This is a genomic window from Sphingobacterium puteale (genome assembly GCF_003627955.1).
Taxonomy (GTDB): Bacteria; Bacteroidota; Bacteroidia; order Sphingobacteriales; family Sphingobacteriaceae; genus Sphingobacterium; species Sphingobacterium puteale.
Genome location: NZ_RBWS01000012.1, coordinates 180,304 through 198,987, shown reverse-complemented (window position 1 = coordinate 198,987; position 18,684 = coordinate 180,304). Strand labels below are relative to the sequence as shown.

General features: G+C 40.8%; 14 protein-coding genes and 1 tRNA gene. 10 read left to right on the top strand and 5 right to left on the bottom strand.

Annotated elements, in window-relative coordinates; all coding sequences use genetic code 11:
* Positions 1-104: 104 nt before the first annotated feature.
* The gene (locus D7322_RS16925) at positions 105-1,049 is read right to left on the bottom strand and encodes a LytTR family DNA-binding domain-containing protein (RefSeq protein ID WP_121125446.1); all 945 of its coding nucleotides are present in this window, start codon (positions 1,047-1,049) and stop codon (positions 105-107) included.
* A 219-nt stretch (positions 1,050-1,268) separates the two neighbouring features.
* Here D7322_RS16925 and D7322_RS16920 point away from each other — a divergent pair, with 219 nt between their 5' ends.
* The 5 genes from D7322_RS16920 (at position 1,269) to D7322_RS16900 (ending at position 7,684) form a co-directional block, all read left to right on the top strand.
* Complete coding sequence (locus tag D7322_RS16920) at positions 1,269-2,603, top strand: metal-dependent hydrolase family protein (RefSeq protein WP_121125445.1); 1,335 nt, start codon at positions 1,269-1,271, stop codon at positions 2,601-2,603.
* Positions 2,604-2,784: 181 nt separating this feature from the next.
* Positions 2,785-3,594 carry a hypothetical protein gene (locus D7322_RS16915; RefSeq protein WP_121125444.1) on the top strand — a complete coding sequence of 270 codons (810 nt, stop codon included), beginning with the start codon at positions 2,785-2,787 and terminating at the stop codon, positions 3,592-3,594.
* Positions 3,594-4,358: a methyltransferase domain-containing protein gene (locus D7322_RS16910; RefSeq protein WP_121125443.1), complete on the top strand. Its 765-nt coding sequence runs from the start codon at positions 3,594-3,596 to the stop codon at positions 4,356-4,358. The genes D7322_RS16915 and D7322_RS16910 overlap by 1 nt, the downstream gene beginning before the upstream one ends.
* Positions 4,359-4,368: 10 nt before the next feature.
* Positions 4,369-6,519, top strand: coding sequence for a sensor histidine kinase (locus tag D7322_RS16905; RefSeq protein WP_121125442.1), 2,151 nt, complete (start codon positions 4,369-4,371; stop codon positions 6,517-6,519).
* A 31-nt stretch (positions 6,520-6,550) separates the two neighbouring features.
* Positions 6,551-7,684, top strand: coding sequence for a sensor histidine kinase (locus D7322_RS16900; protein WP_245971358.1), 1,134 nt, complete (start codon positions 6,551-6,553; stop codon positions 7,682-7,684).
* A 26-nt stretch (positions 7,685-7,710) separates the two neighbouring features.
* Here D7322_RS16900 and D7322_RS16895 read toward each other — a convergent pair whose 3' ends face one another.
* Positions 7,711-8,175 carry a response regulator gene (locus D7322_RS16895; RefSeq protein ID WP_108635465.1) on the bottom strand — a complete coding sequence of 155 codons (465 nt, stop codon included), beginning with the start codon at positions 8,173-8,175 and terminating at the stop codon, positions 7,711-7,713.
* A gap of 340 nt (positions 8,176-8,515) precedes the next feature.
* Here D7322_RS16895 and D7322_RS16890 point away from each other — a divergent pair, with 340 nt between their 5' ends.
* From D7322_RS16890 to D7322_RS16870, 5 genes are all read left to right on the top strand, one after another.
* A complete protein-coding gene (locus D7322_RS16890) occupies positions 8,516-8,989 on the top strand; it encodes an RNA polymerase sigma factor (RefSeq protein ID WP_121125441.1) in 474 nt (157 codons plus the stop codon).
* The gene (locus tag D7322_RS16885; RefSeq protein WP_121125440.1) at positions 8,979-9,569 is read left to right on the top strand and encodes a hypothetical protein; all 591 of its coding nucleotides are present in this window, start codon (positions 8,979-8,981) and stop codon (positions 9,567-9,569) included. The genes D7322_RS16890 and D7322_RS16885 overlap by 11 nt, the downstream gene beginning before the upstream one ends.
* Positions 9,570-9,577: 8 nt before the next feature.
* A complete protein-coding gene (locus tag D7322_RS16880) occupies positions 9,578-11,464 on the top strand; it encodes a serine hydrolase domain-containing protein (RefSeq protein WP_121125439.1) in 1,887 nt (628 codons plus the stop codon).
* Positions 11,465-11,565: 101 nt separating this feature from the next.
* Entirely contained in the window at positions 11,566-11,982 is a 417-nt protein-coding gene (locus D7322_RS16875; protein ID WP_121125438.1) for a hypothetical protein, read from the top strand.
* A gap of 222 nt (positions 11,983-12,204) precedes the next feature.
* Entirely contained in the window at positions 12,205-13,371 is a 1,167-nt protein-coding gene (locus D7322_RS16870; RefSeq protein ID WP_121125437.1) for an AraC family transcriptional regulator, read from the top strand.
* A gap of 504 nt (positions 13,372-13,875) precedes the next feature.
* On the opposite strand, the gene D7322_RS16865 is transcribed toward D7322_RS16870, so the two are convergent.
* From D7322_RS16865 to D7322_RS16855, 3 genes are all read right to left on the bottom strand, one after another.
* Positions 13,876-13,948: transfer RNA gene (locus D7322_RS16865), tRNA-Lys, on the bottom strand.
* 296 nt (positions 13,949-14,244) lie between these two features.
* Positions 14,245-14,982: a peptidase associated/transthyretin-like domain-containing protein gene (locus D7322_RS16860; RefSeq protein WP_121125436.1), complete on the bottom strand. Its 738-nt coding sequence runs from the start codon at positions 14,980-14,982 to the stop codon at positions 14,245-14,247.
* Positions 14,983-15,147: 165 nt separating this feature from the next.
* Positions 15,148-18,351: a S41 family peptidase gene (locus D7322_RS16855; RefSeq protein WP_121125435.1), complete on the bottom strand. Its 3,204-nt coding sequence runs from the start codon at positions 18,349-18,351 to the stop codon at positions 15,148-15,150.
* Between the last annotated feature and the right edge of the window lie 333 nt (positions 18,352-18,684).

The following is an 18,684-nucleotide window of genomic DNA, read 5'->3' as shown; positions in this document are numbered from 1 at the left end:
TGGTGACAAAACTATATGGCAATGTCAGGACTGACAAAAATATGTGGCGGTTCGCCAGATTTAGGGACGAATGGTACAGTTTATCGCAAGCCAATTGAACCACATCATTTCAATAAATAGGCTTTTACAGCCGGGAGCATCGAACGCGATACCAGTGCATATTCGTCCCTATCAGCGAAACGCAACAGATAGCCTTTTGCATTGCCCTCCTTGACCAGAATCTTGTCGAAATTAACCAGATAGGATCTATGGCAGCGGTGTATGTTCGCATCTGTCAATTGCTCCTCTAACTTTCCCAAAGTGATCCGTATAATCTCTTTTTTGGCTATTTTATTTTCATAAAAATAGACCTCACAATAATTATCCATGGATTTGGCAAATATAAAATCCTGTCGGCCAAAACATACAAGCTGGCTTCCATTAGCAAGACAAGCAATAGCGCTGTTATCAGAAACAACGGCATGCTGATCCGTTAAGCTCCCCAATAGTGGAGTTGCTGGGGCATGAGCACCGAGGTTCGATATACGCTGCGCCGGTAAACTCACCCGTATCGGCAAAACTTGCTTCTGGGCGACAGGGACCGATACAGACTCGGTCGGTTTACCCCGATCCGTTTTTATGAGTATTAAAAAATAGATCAGTCCGATGGGCACATAAAGCGACAGGGTATAAAGTCCCATATACAGCAAGTTGATCCATTGCATGGACACCCGGCTCACAACACAACTATTGTATAAAAAATTCAATATTGTCGCTGCTACGTATACCAATAGCATACGCAGGAATTCTTTTTTTACCGTCCATTTCTTTCCGTTGGCCAATAAGGCGGAAGCGAATAGATAAGATAAGGCGAAAATACCCCCATAGCCCATCAATAGTATATATTTGGCTGAATCCTCAAAATTGTAGGTACCAAAAGGCTGAAAAATGATTAAAAAAAGATAACAGGATCCTCCCAGCAAAAAAGCGTACCGCAGCGAGGCCCGGAGAGAAAATATGCCAGGGATGACCTGTTGATACTGCCCTAGCCATCGAGTTAGATTGATCATAATCAGCAACAAATTTACTAAAAATTTAGCGCTGATTATAGCACTTTTTGATCGTACAGAAACACTTATCGACTAATTATGGCGAAATATTATTACACTATAATAAAGAAATATCCAAATTATATTTAACTTAGGAAATAGCTTTCATCAAACAGGCCTTTTATATGGTCTGATGACTATAGTCATAGTATTATTTAAACACATTATATTTTAATAATTATGCGTTTACGTCATGTACTTACCTTCTTTTTCTGTGTTTGCAGTATCCATGCTTTAACAGCACAGCAAAAACAGATCCTTTTGGAAAATGTCAAACTCATAGATTATAAAAACCAGAGCCTTAGCGGCCTGAAGCACGTTCTGATCAATGGCAACACGATTCAAACAATCAGTGCTGAACCCATTAAAACCACGGGAGCCGAAATTGCAAAGATAGATGCCAAAGGCAAAACATTATTGCCCGGCTTGATTGATGCCCACGTGCATTTGGTTTTTGGGGCACTTACTATGCCACAGATGATGACAAACGATCTTTCTGAGGAATTTCTGGTAAACAAGGTTGGCCAATCAGCGCGGAAAATGCTCATGCGTGGATTTACGAGTGTGCGCGATGTGGGCGGGCCGATTTTTCCATTAAAGGCTGCGATTGACAAAGGTAAACTAATCGGCCCCAGGATCTGGCCTTCCGGGGCTACAATAAGCCAAACTGCGGGGCATGGTGATTTTAGGACGCCAGAGGAAAAATCGCGCAGATTCTTCGGCATTGTTTCACGCGCTGAAAGATATGGAGCCACTTTTATAGCCGACGGACGCGATGAGGTACTGACCGCCGTCAGGGAAAATTTACGGTTCGGCGCCAGTCAGATCAAACTCATGGCCGGCGGGGGAACTTCCTCAGCGTATGACCCCGTGGATGTTACACAATATACCCTGGATGAGATGAAGGCGGCGGTCGAAGCAGCAGAAGATTGGGGCACTTATGTTACCGTACATGCTTATACGCCCAGGGCGATACGCCGGGCGGTCGAAGCAGGGGTAAAGTGTGTCGAACACGGACAGCTATTGGATGAGGAAACGCTGCAACTTCTTGCAGAGAAAAATATCTGGCTCAGCTTACAAAATCTGGTCGAAGACACTCCTGATATGGATCCGCAAAGGCGAATAAAACGCAAGCCCGTTATCGAAGGACAGGAAAAAGTATGGCCTTTGGCCAAGAAACACGGTGTTAAGCTCGCCTGGGGAACCGACTTCCTTTTTGAACCAGATCTGAATGAACTGCAAAATTCATTTATCCTCCGTCTTCAAAAATGGTTTACGAATGCTGAGATCATTAAAATGGTTACCCAGGACAACGCGGAGCTTTTACAGCTTGCGGGTTTACGGAGCCCATATCCCGGTAAACTAGGCGTGATCGAAGAAGGAGCCTTGGCCGATATGCTTCTGGTCGATGGCGATCCGCTCCGAGACTTGACACTGCTGGCCGATCCGGACAAGAATTTTCTCCTTATTATCAAAGACGGACAAATTTATAAGAATAGTTTACAAAAACGTTGATAGGTCATTCCAAACTGATCCGCGATCTTTATTTTTATAATTGACTTTTACATATAGGACCAGCCTTACACATATTTTTTGTAAACGGCAGATCATAAAGGTGTTTATTTGTCAAAGCTTTAAACACCTTTTGCTTTTTATTGATTAGTTTTGTGTTTCAACGATAAATTAAAGCATTTCGGTGGCATTATTATTCAACGATGGACGTCCGGTAGTTAGACTGAGAGCATTTCGTGCTATCGACGATCCTACGACCTGTGAACGTTTTATAGAAGGGCACGCCCATGTCTTGACAGCGATAGGCGTCAAGAAAGTTACTTCATCCAAGAACGAATGGATGTATAATCCGGCGTCATTCGTCCTTATTGTAGAATCTCTTGATGGTGAGAAGGTATATGGAGGTGTCCGGATACATGCCGCCGGAGGAAGTGAGCCGTTGCCGATAGAACAGGCTACAGGTGCCATGGATGCGCGGATTTACGATTTAGTATACGACTACGCTTTACACGGTACCGGCGAAGGCTGCGGGCTATGGAACTCCCGTGAAATCGCAGGATATGGAATCGGCAGTATTTTCCTCACCAGGGCCGGAGCAGCCATCAGCACACAGATCGGGATCAAATCGTTATTTGCACTGTGTGCTCCATATACGGTAAAACTGGCAGAAAGTGTCGGTTACCGCATAGATACCAGCGTTGGTAACAATGGTACTTTTTACTATCCAAAATTAGACTTAGTGGCGACAGTCATGATCATGAGAAATCTGGATACGTTGACTGAAGCAGATCAGGAAAATAAGGAAGCCATTTTCTCCCTCCGAAACAATTCCAATATTGTCCGGATAGAAACCCTGCGGAATAAAGAAATTGAAATTCACTATCAAATAGACATCCCTAACCTAGACCGGTGGGATCTTGAAGAAGTCATAAAAAATTTGCAACACACATCGGCAGATCACAATACAGATCAACGTAATCTAAATATTTTTTAATGGACACTAAACACTATGGCGCCGGTTATTTACAGGATACCGGAGAGTTTCTCAAGCAATTAAAAATACAGTCCTATTCTCCTTTCACTACGATCAAAGAAGGGCTCCTTGCCGATTTGGGTTGCGGTACTGGAATGGATGCTATTAACCTGGCCAATATGCTGGGAAGCGAAGTACAGGTGATCGGCATTGACCATGATGCGAAATTGATTGATCATGCGAAAGCAGGTAGCGACGGAATCAGCAATGTTAATTTTGTTCAGGGTGAGGTATATCAGCTCGATTTCGAAGATGAGGAGGCTTCCGGAGTGCGGATGGAACGTCTTGTCCAGCATTTGACTGATCCACAAAAGATGTTTCGTGAGGTATATCGCATATTGGGCAAGGGGCAACCTGTGGTTATCGTTGAAACCATCTGGAATAGCCTGACTTTCTACACCCAACATGTAAGCATAGAAGCCAAGATCTGCCATTATTTGACCGAAGAGAAGGTCAACAACGGCTGGGCGGGCAATAAGCTAACAGCAGACCTCCTTGCAAATGGATTTCAAGATGTTCAACTGCAAACGTTGTGCATGGTGACACGTTCAAAAGAAGAGGCCAACCGCTATCTTTTTTTAGACAGCATCCTCTTGGAAATGTTCGAAAAAGGCAAATTGAGCCAAGCAGAATTTGATGAATTCCAACAAACCCTGAAACAATTGGATGAAACCGGCTGTTTTTTAGTGTCCATGAATCTGGTCATCGCCCAGGCAAAAAAATAGCGTCCTAAACATGAAATGCTGGTTTTCCTTGATCTGTCTGTATATTCTCCCCTGCCTCCCATCACGAGCACAGCTCACTGTTGACCATTCCGGACAACGGCTACTGATCGGTCGCCAGCTGGAGCGCTATACGGGACCGGGAAATCCTGAATTTTCAAACATTTTATCTTCATCGGACTTTCAACCCCTAAATAGTGCAGTACCAAACTTGGGCACCTCATCTGACGCTGTCTGGTTTCGCCTTCCTATAAAAAATGCCAGCGAACAAGATTTATATTTTCTATTAGAAATTGCCTATCCGCTATTGGATGAAGTTGAATTATATAGCCCGTCCGGGAATGGCTCTTACCAATCGATCAAACTTGGGGAACATCAAAATTTTTCCATACGAAAATATAAAGTTCCGAACTATGTATTTGATATTCATCTGCCCAAACGGTCGGAAAAGACCTTTTTCATTTGTATAAAAAGTACCGAGCAGATTATATTACCCATCTATCTGAGTAGCGAGCGACAATTTGTGACGCAGATGAATAACGATAGCCTCATTAGTGGCATCTATATCGGAATAGTACTTATTATGGTGATATATAATCTCTTTCTATTTTTCTCTGTAAGGGACAGGGGGTACCTTTATTACGTGTTATATGTCCTCTGTGCAGGTGTCACCCAAATGGGCATCAAAGGTTATAGTTTTCAGTATCTGTGGCCTTCCTGGCCTTACTTTGCAACCAAAGGCCCCATCATATTTGGTTGTTTATCGGGGCTTAGTGCGCTTTTATTTGCAGATTCATTTCTCCAATTAAAGAAAAATGCACCGCGATCAAGACGGATAATCACCATTTTTATTATTTTGTTTGCCTTTGGTACCATCCTGGCGCTAGCCAGTTTAACGCAATCCGCATTTTTCGTGATGCAGGTGACCACCGGTGCTGGCTCTTTATTTGTCCTCTATTTATCCTACCGAATTATGATAAGCGGTTATAAACCAGCAAAATACTTTGTTTATGGCTGGACCGTCTTACTCCTGGGGTCCGTTGTGTTTTTGTTAAAAGACTACGGAATATTAGACTATAATAACTTTACAAGCAACGCTGTTCAGATTGCCTCAGTAATCGAAATGGCATTGCTATCCTTTGGTCTGGCCTACAGCATCAATATACTCAAGCAGGAAAAGGAAGAATCTAGGCTACGAGAATTAGCTATCTCTTTAGAAAACGAGCGGCTCATCCGTGAGCAGAATGTGGTGTTGGAGCAAAAGGTCAGTGAACGGACACATGAACTAAAAGAATCCAATGCGTCATTGCAAATGACACTGACACATCTGAAAGAAGCTCAGTCACAACTGGTTGAAGCCGAAAAAATGGCCTCGTTGGGACAGTTGACCGCAGGAGTCGCACACGAAATCAACAATCCAATCAACTTCGTCACCTCGAATGTAGCCCCCCTGAAAAGAGATATCAGGATGATCTGGGACACTTTGGACGAAGTCGAACGTATTGCTTTTGCACCGGAGTTTTCTGATGACGAGAAGCAATTACAGATCAAAAAATTCAAGGATGATCTGGACCTTGACTATCTGAAGACAGAAGTCGATTTCCTATTGAAAGGAATGCATGATGGGGCCCATCGTACCGCTGAAATTGTAAAAAGTTTACGTATCTTCTCACGTGTCGATGAGGACACATTAAAATTTGCCGATATCAACGAAGGCATAGCGTCCACGATGGTGATACTGAACAGCTTGATCAATAATACGATTGAAGTTGAAAAAAAATATGGCGACCTACCGATGGTAGAATGCCATGCAGGGAAATTGAACCAGGTATTTCTGAATATTATAACGAATGCACTGTATGCCATCAACAAAAAATTCGGTGATAACGGAGGAGGGAAATTAGGGATAGAAACCGGACTCGCTGCGGATCAGTCCAGTATTTTTGTTAAAATAGCAGACAATGGCATCGGTATTCCAAAAAATATTCAGGAACGTATTTTTGAACCTTTTTTCACGACAAAGGACGTCGGCGAGGGGACAGGGTTAGGGATGTCCATCGCCTATAATACCATTGCCAAGCATCATGGTAGGATTATTGTAGAATCGGAAGTAGGAGAGGGAACAGTCTTTACGCTACAAATCCCCATACAACAAAAGAATTGACGTAAAAGTAACCCAATGAGTTCGATAAATTATGATTAATTTCGGTCATTTTGGGAAAGTAAACCAGATTATAAAAATTATGCAGACGGAGCTTGAAATACTATATATTGATGATGAAGCAAATAACTTAATTGGTTTTAAAGCGAATTTTAGATACGATTATGTCATTCATACTGCATCAAACACAGCTGAAGCCGAGAAAATACTTCTCGCCAATTCAAAGATCCGTGTGATCTTTTGTGACCAGCGTATGCCCGAAGAACTGGGAATAGATTTTCTGCACCGCATCAAAAGAGATTTTCCGAAGCCTATCCGTATTTTATTGACTGCTTATGCTGACATGGATACAGTTATTGACGCGATCAATAAGGGGCATATCTTTCGCTTTGTCCGCAAGCCTTGGATGAGGGAGGAGATTATTTCAGCAATTGAAGAAGCAAATAAATTTTATGTTGCAAATTCGCTGTTGGAGACCAAGAATCAAGAACTACAGAAAGCGTACGATGAGCTAGATAAGTTTGCCTATAGTGTCAGTCATGATTTACGTGATCCTTTAACAGGGGTACTCTCCGCCGTAAAACTTGGGCTAGAATTTGACAATATAGACCGCATCCATGAATTACTTACTTTGATGGATAGTTCATTGGTCAGTCTAGACGCTTATATTGATAGTCTAAGGGACTACTATCTGTTGCGGAGAGGTGAGCTCTTGCTCTCTGAAATTAATTTTGACGAACTTTTCGGCAATGTGAGACAGTTCTATAAAATGTATACCCAAAACAAAGACGTAACCTTTGATATTTGTGTTGACCAAAAAGAACCATTTAAATGTGACAAAGCTATCCTGGAATTGATTTTACACAATTTACTATCCAACGCCTTCAAATATCAGCGAAAGGGGCAGGCGGAGCCATTCGTTAAACTATCTGTTGACGTATCTGACAAGCAGGCGAAGATTGTGGTGAGCGATAATGGTATCGGTATTTCTCCCGAACACATTCATGATATTTTCAAACTGTTTTTTAGGGGCAGTGATCAGGCCAAAGGCATGGGATTTGGCTTGTATAATGTACAAAACGCATTACTAAAGCTGCAGGGAAGCATTGATGTACAATCGCCACTGGGTGCAGGCACGACATTTACAGTCAGTATACCGAGTAAATAGCTCTGACTTTCCTAAAAGCTTTTGTTTTAGGAAAGCAGTTTTTGGCGCAGCATAAACTCAAGTTGATCATTGGATGATTCGAGTTTCGCATTCGTTTCGATTATTTTTTGCCGTTCCAGATATACCTCATACGCACGCTGAATCGTTTCGTCCAGTTCCGCTTCGCTCCAAGGTTTATTGAGGTAATGGAATATCTTTCCTTTATTGACTGCATCGACCACAGCAGCCATATCAGTATACCCCGTTAAAAGTATCCGCATTGGAGCTGCATCAATCTTAATGATCCTCTCCAGAAACTCGACACCGGTCATTTCGGGCATCCGTTGATCTGTAATAATGATATTAATCGAATTATTTTTAACAAGATCAATTGCCTCCGCTCCACTAATGGCCGTAAATATCTTATATTTTAAACGGAATGTCGCCTTGAAGGAAAACAAATTATTCTCCTCATCATCAACATACAATATTGAAATCTTCTTGTTTTCCATAAACTTATTGCCTCCGATACAAATTTACGGAATAAATTTACTGAATTAAGTAACAGGAAGGTAGTTTTTACGGATTTGACAATTTATCGAGTACGGCAAAGATCCAGGTCCTGAAAATCAAAGCTAAAATAATCGCATGTCATGACATCGGTGTCATTCCTGGAATACACAGACTTTTCGACCTGCAGTCTTGTAGACCAGATTTTACATTTTAGGTTCCATCCGCGTTGTTATGGTATTCGTAATCCTTTCGTCTACGGCTACCCTAATCTTTACCACTTTGTAATAGATTTGAAAATAATTTGTAACATTTTATAGCTTCCTGTATTTATCTGTTATAATGGAATTTGAATATCTATATAAAAATTATTCAGGCAAAATATTTAGAGTTTGCTTGGGGTATTTTAATGATGCTGAAAAGGCGAAAGATGTGATGCAAGATACATTTATTACAGTATTCACACACATGGATGAATTGAGACATCATGAGAATATCCCTGGTTGGATATATAGAATTGCAAGCAATAAATGCCTGAGACAGATAGAAAATGAAAAGAAAAAAGAACTTGTTAAAGATTATAGATTTCTAAAATCCAGCGAAGTAGATCCCTATAAGGAAGAGAAAACCTTTATTAAACTCCATCAATGTATAGCTGATTTGCCTGAATTGGATAGACTTATCATAGGCTTTTTTCTAGAAGACCTGAAACAGGAAAAGATTGCTGAAATATTGGGAATTACCCATTCCAACGTCAGGGTGAGGATCCATAGGATAAAAGAAGTTTTGTCAAAAAAAATGAAAGATGATGAATAATGATATCACAGCTTTAAAGAAAGTTTGGCAGACCGCCGAAACAGATACGGATAAAAATCTCAAAGAATTCCACCAAGAGTTGCGTCGCTGGAGAAAAAAAAAGAAAAGAGCAGTATTCTTCTGGAGTATTTCAGTCATCCTATTTTCTAGCATTTCCCTCGGCTACATCATCTATACGGATGAATTGAATAGCATTTCTAAAAGTATCTCCGAGATAATTGTGCTCTTGATCTCTGTTTATCTTTTCAGTTACTCCTGGCAAAAGATCAATAAGGAGCGAAAGGAGTATTTGTCAAACAGTATTGATTTTATAAAGACTCTATCAGCTATCCACTGGAAGCAGAAGCGCCAAGAGCTGAACATATTCTCTATTGGAATGACTCTTTTTCTCATTGCGATTTTTCTCTATTGTTTAGACTCCTTAAATCATTCATCAGCTCTGATAATATTTGCACTATCAGTTCTGCTCATTCTTATCCTCACTTTATGGGTGATAATTAAGCCCTTACTTTGGAAAAGGGTAAAAATAAAGAACCAGACATTGTCAGCCAAAATAGCTAAAGTCCTTAAGCATGATTAAAAAATTTTATGCCTACGTTCAATTATCGCACACGTGGCAGAGGATGCCAAAATAGGATCTTACAGTTCAAAAAATCACTCTTTTTATCGGATATGAAATTTTTCCTCCTTACTGTATTTATTTTCCTGTCATTATTTGTAATTGGCCAGCCCATACAAAATAAGATAGACCATCTTCTAAAACAAGAAAATTTATCAGGAGCCGTTTATTCGGTTGTGAATAATGGTCATATTACATGTTATAGTTCCGGTTTAAAAAATATGGAGACCCGTGAACCTATGCTTAAAGATGCCAAAATACACGTGGGTTCTATCACCAAAACCCTTCTTGCAATGGGGGTTTTGCGACTGGCCACCGAAGATCGGCTTAATCTGGATGATCCTATCAAGAAATATCTGAAAGATTTACCCATGAACAACCCTTGGGAAAGCTCACATCCTGTCACAATTAAACATTTACTTAACCATACCGCTGGTCTTTCCGACATTCGGCTGTGGCATTTTTTCAGCACAGAAGTTAGTCCCCAAACACCATTAAAGGAGTCTTACAGAAGAAATCCCCACGTATTGGATATACATGTTTTACCCGGAACGTTGTTCTCCTATTCTAATATGGGGTACACTCTATTGGGAATGCTGATAGAAAGTATTGTGAGGGAACCTTACGAACACTATCTTGATAAAAATCTCCTTCAACCTATTGGGCTACATAACAGTACATTTCGATTCATTTCCCAAAATGAAGATAAAGAACTGGCTATGGGACATTTTGAGAATGGTCGGCTAGCCCTTGCCATGCCAACCTATGTCCGTCCGGCAGGTCAATTCACCACCACTGCTCAGGATATGGGGACTTTTTTGCAATTTATTCTCAACGAGGGGCGGTTAGATGGTAAAGAATTCATCAGAAGCGAATTTATTAAACAATTTGGACGGCCCGAACAGACCATCGCCGCAAAGAACGGGCTGAAGCTCGGCTACGCATTTGGCGCTTTATCCAGAGATCGCCATGCCGTAGTCGGAATTGTTCATTCGGGGAACACAATCGGCTTTCGGGCAATGTATTACATTTTCCCAAAAGAAAAAAAAGCTTTCTTTATAGCCCATAATATGGACAGTGAGACAGCGAACTATGAAGTGTTTAATCAAGCCTTGATCGATAATTTGCATATACATCCGATGCGAACATCCTTTCCTTCAAAAAAAGAAACGGCCCATGCTCTGTGGGACTTGGATCGAAACGGATACTATGTGCCCGTAATTACAAAGATTTTCCCAATGGAACTTTTGGATATCATCAGTTCTTATACCAAGGTAGAAAATCACAAATCTGCCATTTCGATCAAACCATTCCTAAAGAAAGAAACCCTCATAACAGCTGAAGATGGTCTGCTCTATATTGCTCAAAATAAGACAGAAGCCTCTCACTTATTCTATAAGGATGAACATGGGGAGTCATATCTTACGACAGGTATAATGACCTTAAAAAAAGTTAATGGCTGGAAAATCATATTACCAGCTCTTTCTATTACGCTTGGAGTGCTGGCGGCTCCGACCTTGTTGTTACTTTTCATTTTTAATATTTATGGAAAGAAGTGTAACTATTTCAAATCAGCAGAAGCTCCCAGTTCAATTGCCTTATTACTATTCGTGTTTTCGGGGCTTATCGTATTCAGCAATGACATTACCCAGATAGGGGATAAATCTTTTTCAACGATCCTGTTGTATTGTGCAACAATTTTATTTCCCGTGGGGAATTTCACATCCATAATACATTACGGACTGAACCTAAAAAAGAGCGCAAAACGCTTTGATTTTTGGTTGGTTGTCCTGATCGCACAATGCCTGGTAACGCTTTGGTGTTATCATGTGATCCCTTTTGCCACATGGGAATAATGGGCTTTAAATATGGATAAAAGGAGTTCCGTTTTGTAAGGTGGAACTTTTATGGTCACCTGTTTATTTAGTTTTGAATCTCTAATTAAAAATAGAATAATATGAAAAAGACAAATTTAAAAATTAGGTTTAGTAGTGCATTGATCATTATTTTTGCGTTGATATCTTACGTTGGCTGCAGCAAAGATAAGGATGACAACCCTGGTTCAGATAGTGGCTCCATCGATGTGGCAACAGGAACATATAAGGGTATTTTAAGTATTGGCAGAACTAACCATACAAATGCCATATTTATTGTTACTAAGGTGGATAATAAACGACTAAAGTTTGAAGCAAAATCAGGAGAACCTTACTCAAGCGTGCCCCCCAGGACAATTCAGGCAAAAGCAGATGTCCCAGGATTGGTTGATGGTGATGATCCTCAAGGGGTGTTTTCATATCAAGTTTCAGAAAAGAAATTAAGCTTAGTGGTTAATGAATTAGAAATTCCATATACTTTTGTGGGTGAAAAACAATAGCTTACAATCTGAAGTGCAGATCTATCTTACTGAAGAATTTGTTGTGTAAAAGATATTACACAACAAATTCTTTTTTTCCAGTTAATTTCAAACCAATTAAATTAATTTTGTAGTGATGTCTGGATATGGAGTACTCATTGATGGAAAGTTAGCTGGACAATTGGCTTTTAACGAGTAATTCATTAAAAAACAGCAATTATTTCTGCTTATTTATACCCCGTTATGAACTTAGCTTGGCTATTTATTTATTTTTTTGGCGTTAGCATCTCACTATTTCTGTTTCTTTTACTCCTTACCAAGAAACAGAAAAATGTTGCAGACAAAATTTTAGCCTCTTGGCTTTTTTTTGCTTTTTTTGACCTTATTCTCATAGGGCTTTACGGTTCGGGCGAAATACAAAAAATACCAAAGTTAATCGGCTGGGAATTACCATTCCCATATTTACATGGCCCATTTTTGTACTTATATATTGTTTTTATAAGTGGTCAACAGAAATATACATGGCATTATTTGTTTCATTTTATTCCCGCTATTATAATAGCTATAGTATTAGTTTTTTTATTGCCTGTTGCAATCGTTACCACAAAAGGGTATCATCATGTTGCACCTGAATTTGACCTTGTGTTTTTGATAATGGAGTCCGGTCTTATGATTTCAGGAGCTATATATATTATTTTATCCACAATCCTTTTATATCGACACAATCGAAACATTAAAGCGCAGTTTTCCAATACTAGCAAAATTACGCTGAATTGGATGCAGTATCTCGTTTTCGGAATGGGGGTTATCTGGGCAATTGTAATAACAGTGCAGATCCCCCCAGTCTTATTTATAGGGATAACACTATTTATTTTTTTTATCGGATATTTTGGTATCCGACAGGTAGGTATCTTTTCAAATGCATTGTCTACACATGAAGTACTTCTTCCTAAAGAGATCGAGTTAACTATAAATCCACTGTATAGTGCAGTGGTTGATAAAGAGAAAAAATCTGACAAAATTAAGTACGAAAAAACAAGATTAGAAGATACCGAGAGGAACAGAATTTATGCTGAGCTTACCCAGTTGATGGAAGATCAGAAATGTTACCAAAATCCAGATTTGACATTAGGTGATCTGGCAATCCTCCTTACTATTCCACCTGGTTCACTTTCTCAGGTCATAAATTCGATAGAAGGCAAGAATTTCTATGACTATGTCAATTCATTTAGGGTAGAGACATTCAAACGAATAGTCCTAATACCAGAAAATCGAAAATATAATCTAGTGTCATTGGCATTTGAATGTGGATTCAGTTCCAAAACAAGTTTTTACCGGAATTTTAAAAAGATTACGAATATGTCGCCTAGTGATTATCTACGGCAAAACAATATAAATGTTAAGATTTAAATAGTTCTACTACGGAATCCTATCTTCAGTGCATCCGAAGTCTACTATGAGACTCCTTTGTGAAAAACTAAAAATTTTATAATTCCTTCCCATAAGCCAAGCAAGGCTTTGGTGCGGCTATTTTGTAGTAAACCTGAACGACAAGTACGGCTGGCGACCGATTTAATCAACCCACTGCCATTTAAAAAAATGAAGAAAGATAGTATGCCCGTTCAAAATTTATATCAACAATTATTATGATAGACTAAGGCACAATAATTACTTGGTTTAAACCTAAAAAAATCATGTCCTACTTGGAAAACAGTCTAAAAAAGTGCGCCAAAAATGCGCCAAAACTATAACTTTTACATCAATTATGCCCTAAATGTTGTATTTTAGGACATAGAATTAATTAACAAAAATATTAACCAGCAAAATGCTACGATATACACTAATTCATTGTAAATGAACGGATAACCCACAAAAAAAAACCGTCCTACTCACGTAAAACGGCTTTTTTGAAAGTGACCCCGCTGAGGCTCGAACTCAGGACCCACAGATTAAGAGTCTGTTGCTCTACCAACTGAGCTACGAAGTCATTCGATAAATCAAATGTAAGGTTCAGCAAAGAGAAAGTCAAGTATAAAGTCGATTTTTTATTTTTTGTCTTCCATTTTTTGTTCCATGGCTTCGATCGCCTTAAATGTACATTCATACATTGGTTCCACAAAATTATATAACATGCGATAACGATCAAAACCTTTTCGGAAAAGCCCAGATTAGACATATAAGCACTTAAAAACTGTCAAAAGAGTCTTCTGGGCATCTCGATGCATCGACCATTACTCACTTACAGCCAAGCAAAAAATAGAACACCTTCAGGTGGCCTAGTTTCTACCGATCCGAAGTAGCAATAAGCCCCATGATCATTGGTCTAACCTCCATCTTAATAGGCTTATTTATAGCTTTCGAGTTGCCCTTTTTTAAGCGAACAACAACAGTCTTATACCCGATCATTTGTGCACGTAGTTCCTGGTCTTTACTAAATAGGGATTGTGGTACCCAAAGCTCAAAGCTGCCATTTTCACCAGCTTTCGTATGGTGATCTCCAATTGACACGTCAGTTCCCGCCATGCTGCCCTCGCCAGAAGCACATACAATTTTTCCTGAGATCTTTACCTTAATGCTATCCTGATTTGACAATGCAGGTTCACTTTTGAGAGCTTGGCTCGGAATTGTCTGTTTTTCGACAGATTCGATCGCTGCTACGTCTTTTGAATGTACCATAGCCACTTTTCCTGTTGTGAAGGTTTGTGCCTGCACCACAGGCAAGCTCAATGAACCGATCAGCATCAGTCCGGCAGCAATACCATTCCACTTATTAAGCCATACCGGATTTTTTGCAAAGGAAAAACTGGCATCCAATTCACGTAACAGCTGATCTTCATAAAAACGACCGCAAAGCCCTTTACTGGATCTTTTGATCTGATCAACGATTTCCTGATCATTCATCTGAGAGAAATCAACGACTATCTTTTCGCACTTGCCACAAAAGCGCCCTTGTTCCTTTGCTGTCATTTTTCCCCAATCCGCCATGCAGGATTCTTTTACTTGTAATATGATCTTTTCCATGTCTGTTCTTTTTATGTTTTGAGAAGGGATGCACAAAAGATCAAGATTTCACAAGAGCGGGATAAAATAATTTTAAATAGCTGTAAAGAGGTCGCAGAGGAATTAATCTTGCTATAGCCGGAGGGGATTCCCCTCCAGCTTCCAGCCTTGTATTGTTGTGCAGTATTACTTGAGATCGGCTAAGATTTCTTTCACTGCCCGCTCCAGCTGCGGATCTTTATTTTCCATACGGTCCTGAACTGTATTTTTCACAAAAATATCAGGTGCGACACCTGTCTGCTCCAGATCCTGACCATCCAGCGTATAGCAACCCCAGGAAGGTAGGCGGTAGAAAGACCCGTCGACCAGTCCCTTACCTGAGGTAAAGATGATCCAGCGGTAAGTTTCATTACCAATGATTTTACCCAGTTTCAATGCTTTGAATCCAGCTGCGGTCATCTCTGCGTCACTCAGAGACTGTTCATTGATCAACAGCACGATCGGCTTGGCAGCGGGTGCAAAATTACTCTGTGGCGCTCGTTTTCCACCACGATACTGCCATTGTAGATAGGGCCGCTGCGATAAAAAGCGTAAGACCTCATCATGTACATTTCCTCCGGTATTATACCGCAGGTCTAAGATGATGCCCTGCTTGTTATTTTCCTGCTCAGCCATATCGATAAGAAAACGCTGTAATTCTCCGCCCGACATATTCTTCATATGTGAATAAGCAATCTTATTGTCACTAAGTCTGTCTACACGGCTGCGGTTATCCTTGATCCATTCATCGTAAATCAATTCCCTAAAAGCTGTACTCGAAACCGGCCGCACATTGGTATGGACCTCTTTGCCATTACGGCTTAATGTCAGTTGCACTTCCTCTTCCAATGATGGTCCTGTAAAATAACTGTCCCGATCTGCCGTAGTATTCAATTTAACACCATTGACCGCGACCAACACATCACCCGCTTTAATATCCACCTCTTTCTTTGCTGCAGGTCCGTTGCCTACGATCCGGCTGATCTTATACGGGTTTTCGCTATCATATTCCACTCCGATTTCGTTGGTCACGAAGCCAAAAGGCTTCCGTTCTTCGGCACCCGTGGAACTAAAGCCCAAGTGTGATGAGTTGAGCTCGCCCAGCATATCGTTCAGGAGAATACGCAGATCATTGCGGTCGTTAATGCCGGGCAGATATTTTTCGTATTTCTTTTTGGTTGCCGTCCAGTCTACCCCATGAAAATTACTGTCATAAAAGTTCTCTTCCAGATTGGCCCAAGTCTCATAAAACATCTGGTTAAACTCTTTCTCCAGATCTCGGTTGAATTTAAAGCTCATGGTTATCGCATCGAGCTTGTTTCCCTCCAGACTGTATTTCTGGATGGTGCCCCTGTTCAGCACAAAGTATTTACCTGCCGATTCCTGTACCTGTCCCATGCCACCTTCGATGACCTTTTCAGTTTTGGGCGCCGTGAATGGTTCATATACGGTACGGTAAGCACTGAATTTACCCTCATGGTCAGACGAATAGAACACATAGGTCTTATCTGCCTTTTGGATCACCAAAGGGTTGTACTGTGTCCCGGATGCAGGACTGACCTGTTCGATACGATCACGCAAGCCCTCAAGATCAAGCTGTACCAAGATCGTCTTCTTCGATTCTGAACCGGGAGCTGCCGGCTTATTCTTATCTGCATTTGACTTACTCTTATCCTTAGCGTCGTTTTCTTTTTTAGGCGCTTTCGGCTTATTTGCGACCGAATCTTTTTTTACTGCGGGCTGGGCAAATAATTCGTCAAACTTGGCACTGCGATACGGTTGGTCAAAATTGGTCAGTGCCATACGGAAGATGCTCGAATTTTGCATTCCTGTAGGGTATGAGGGTTTCGTTCTGTTGCTCGCAAAATAAATATACTTCCCATCCGGAGACCAATAAGGGCTGGTTTCGGAGACACCGGTATTGGTTAGGTTGGTCGTTTGTCCGCTCTTGAGGTTATGGACAAAGATATCCTGCTCAAAATTACGCATTGCCGTAAATAACAGATAATTGCCGTCGGGCGAAAATGAGGGAGAAGAATTCTGGAAGCCCCAGATTTCGTCTTTAACCACGGTCTGGCTTTTGAGACTCCCTAGATCCAATGTTCGTACCTCATCGCGGCCGCTTAGGTATACTGCTTTCGTTCGGTCGGCGTTAAAGCTAATGTCGCGGTTGTTTCGAAGGTCTTCGGTCAGCTGCTTCACCTCACTTTTTCCATCCGCCGTACGTGAAAACCAGTTTTGATATCCCCGGTATGTTTGACTATAAAGCAGGGTTTTACTGTCCTTAAGCCATTTGACTTCCATGACACGCTCGCCTGAGCCCGGCATCTGACGCACAAACTTGCCTTCGCTATCGGAAACAAATAGCTCTCCTCTGGATACAAAGGCTATTTTTTTGCCGTCGGGCGAAACATCAAAATTGCTGATATTGCCCGAAATATTGAATTCCTTCAGCTTTCCAAGTACTTGATTACGGTTTAAAGCGATATTAGGCTGTACCGTTTTTTTTCCGGCGACATCATAAATATAGAGTTGATACCCCTTTTCAAATGCAATTTTATCGCCATTTGCTGACACAAACGGTCTTTTAATGGATTCTGTAAAGCTTGTCAGTGCTGATTTGGTCGTACCGCTGAGCTGATACAGGTTGTATTCGCCGTTGTTTTCATCCGAAACATAGTAGATGTTTCCCTTTTGATCTGCCGTTGGCCAAAGATCTTTTCCAACATAGTCTGTATATTGCTGAAAGGCTTTTGTTTTGGGGTTATAGGAACGGATATCGGGGTTGAATGCTCCTTTATATCGCTTGCGGTTTGCCGAACTATATCCTTCCCAGCTATCGTTAAATAGGAGCTCTCCTGAAGGTGTAGGAACGATACCGCTGATATAGTTGAAAAAATGTGGAAATAGGCGGGTTGCCGTCCCCCCGTCCAATGAGACTTGGTAGCCTCCCATGCGATTATAACGTGTCGAAGTAAAATAGAGTGATTTACTGTCCCAGCTCCAGCTGTCCACCTCATCGGAGGCATCATGTGCGGTCAGCTGACGGATATCCCCACCGGCCAAAGGCATGACATACACATCCATATTCCCATTTTGATTGGCCGAGAATGCTAACCATTTACCGTCCGGAGAGATTCGGGGGTTGATTTCGTTGCCCTCCATACCCGTAAGCCGGACAGCAACACCTCCCTGGCTCGCTACTTTCCAAAGATCTCCTTCATAGCTGAATACCATCTCCTTCCCATCGGGTGTCAATGTTGGATGAGACAAAAATGTCGGTTGCTGCGCAACGACATAAGCAGTTCCGCCGTAGGCCAGAACTGCACTCAAAAGCAGTTTTTTTATCATTTATCTAGGAGGCTAATAATTGTTTGCCTTTAACAAAAATAGAATACGAAATCGAAAAACTACTGACGTATTGCGAATTTTACATTTTGATTGTATTTTAACCTGACATGAGTAGGTCTTGTTTGGACAACTTCGTATATTTAAGTAAAAAAGGCAGGTAAATTCTACATATGCCGTCTTGATCAAGTAGAGTAGGGTCAAGTTTGGTTCTGGAAAATGTATCAATCTAATAATAAAGCGTTTAACATAACAAAATTTACACAAATGCATAAAAGAAGATAATTATCGCAACCTTGGCCACCATAAAGCGAAATTAAAGAAGATAATTATCAC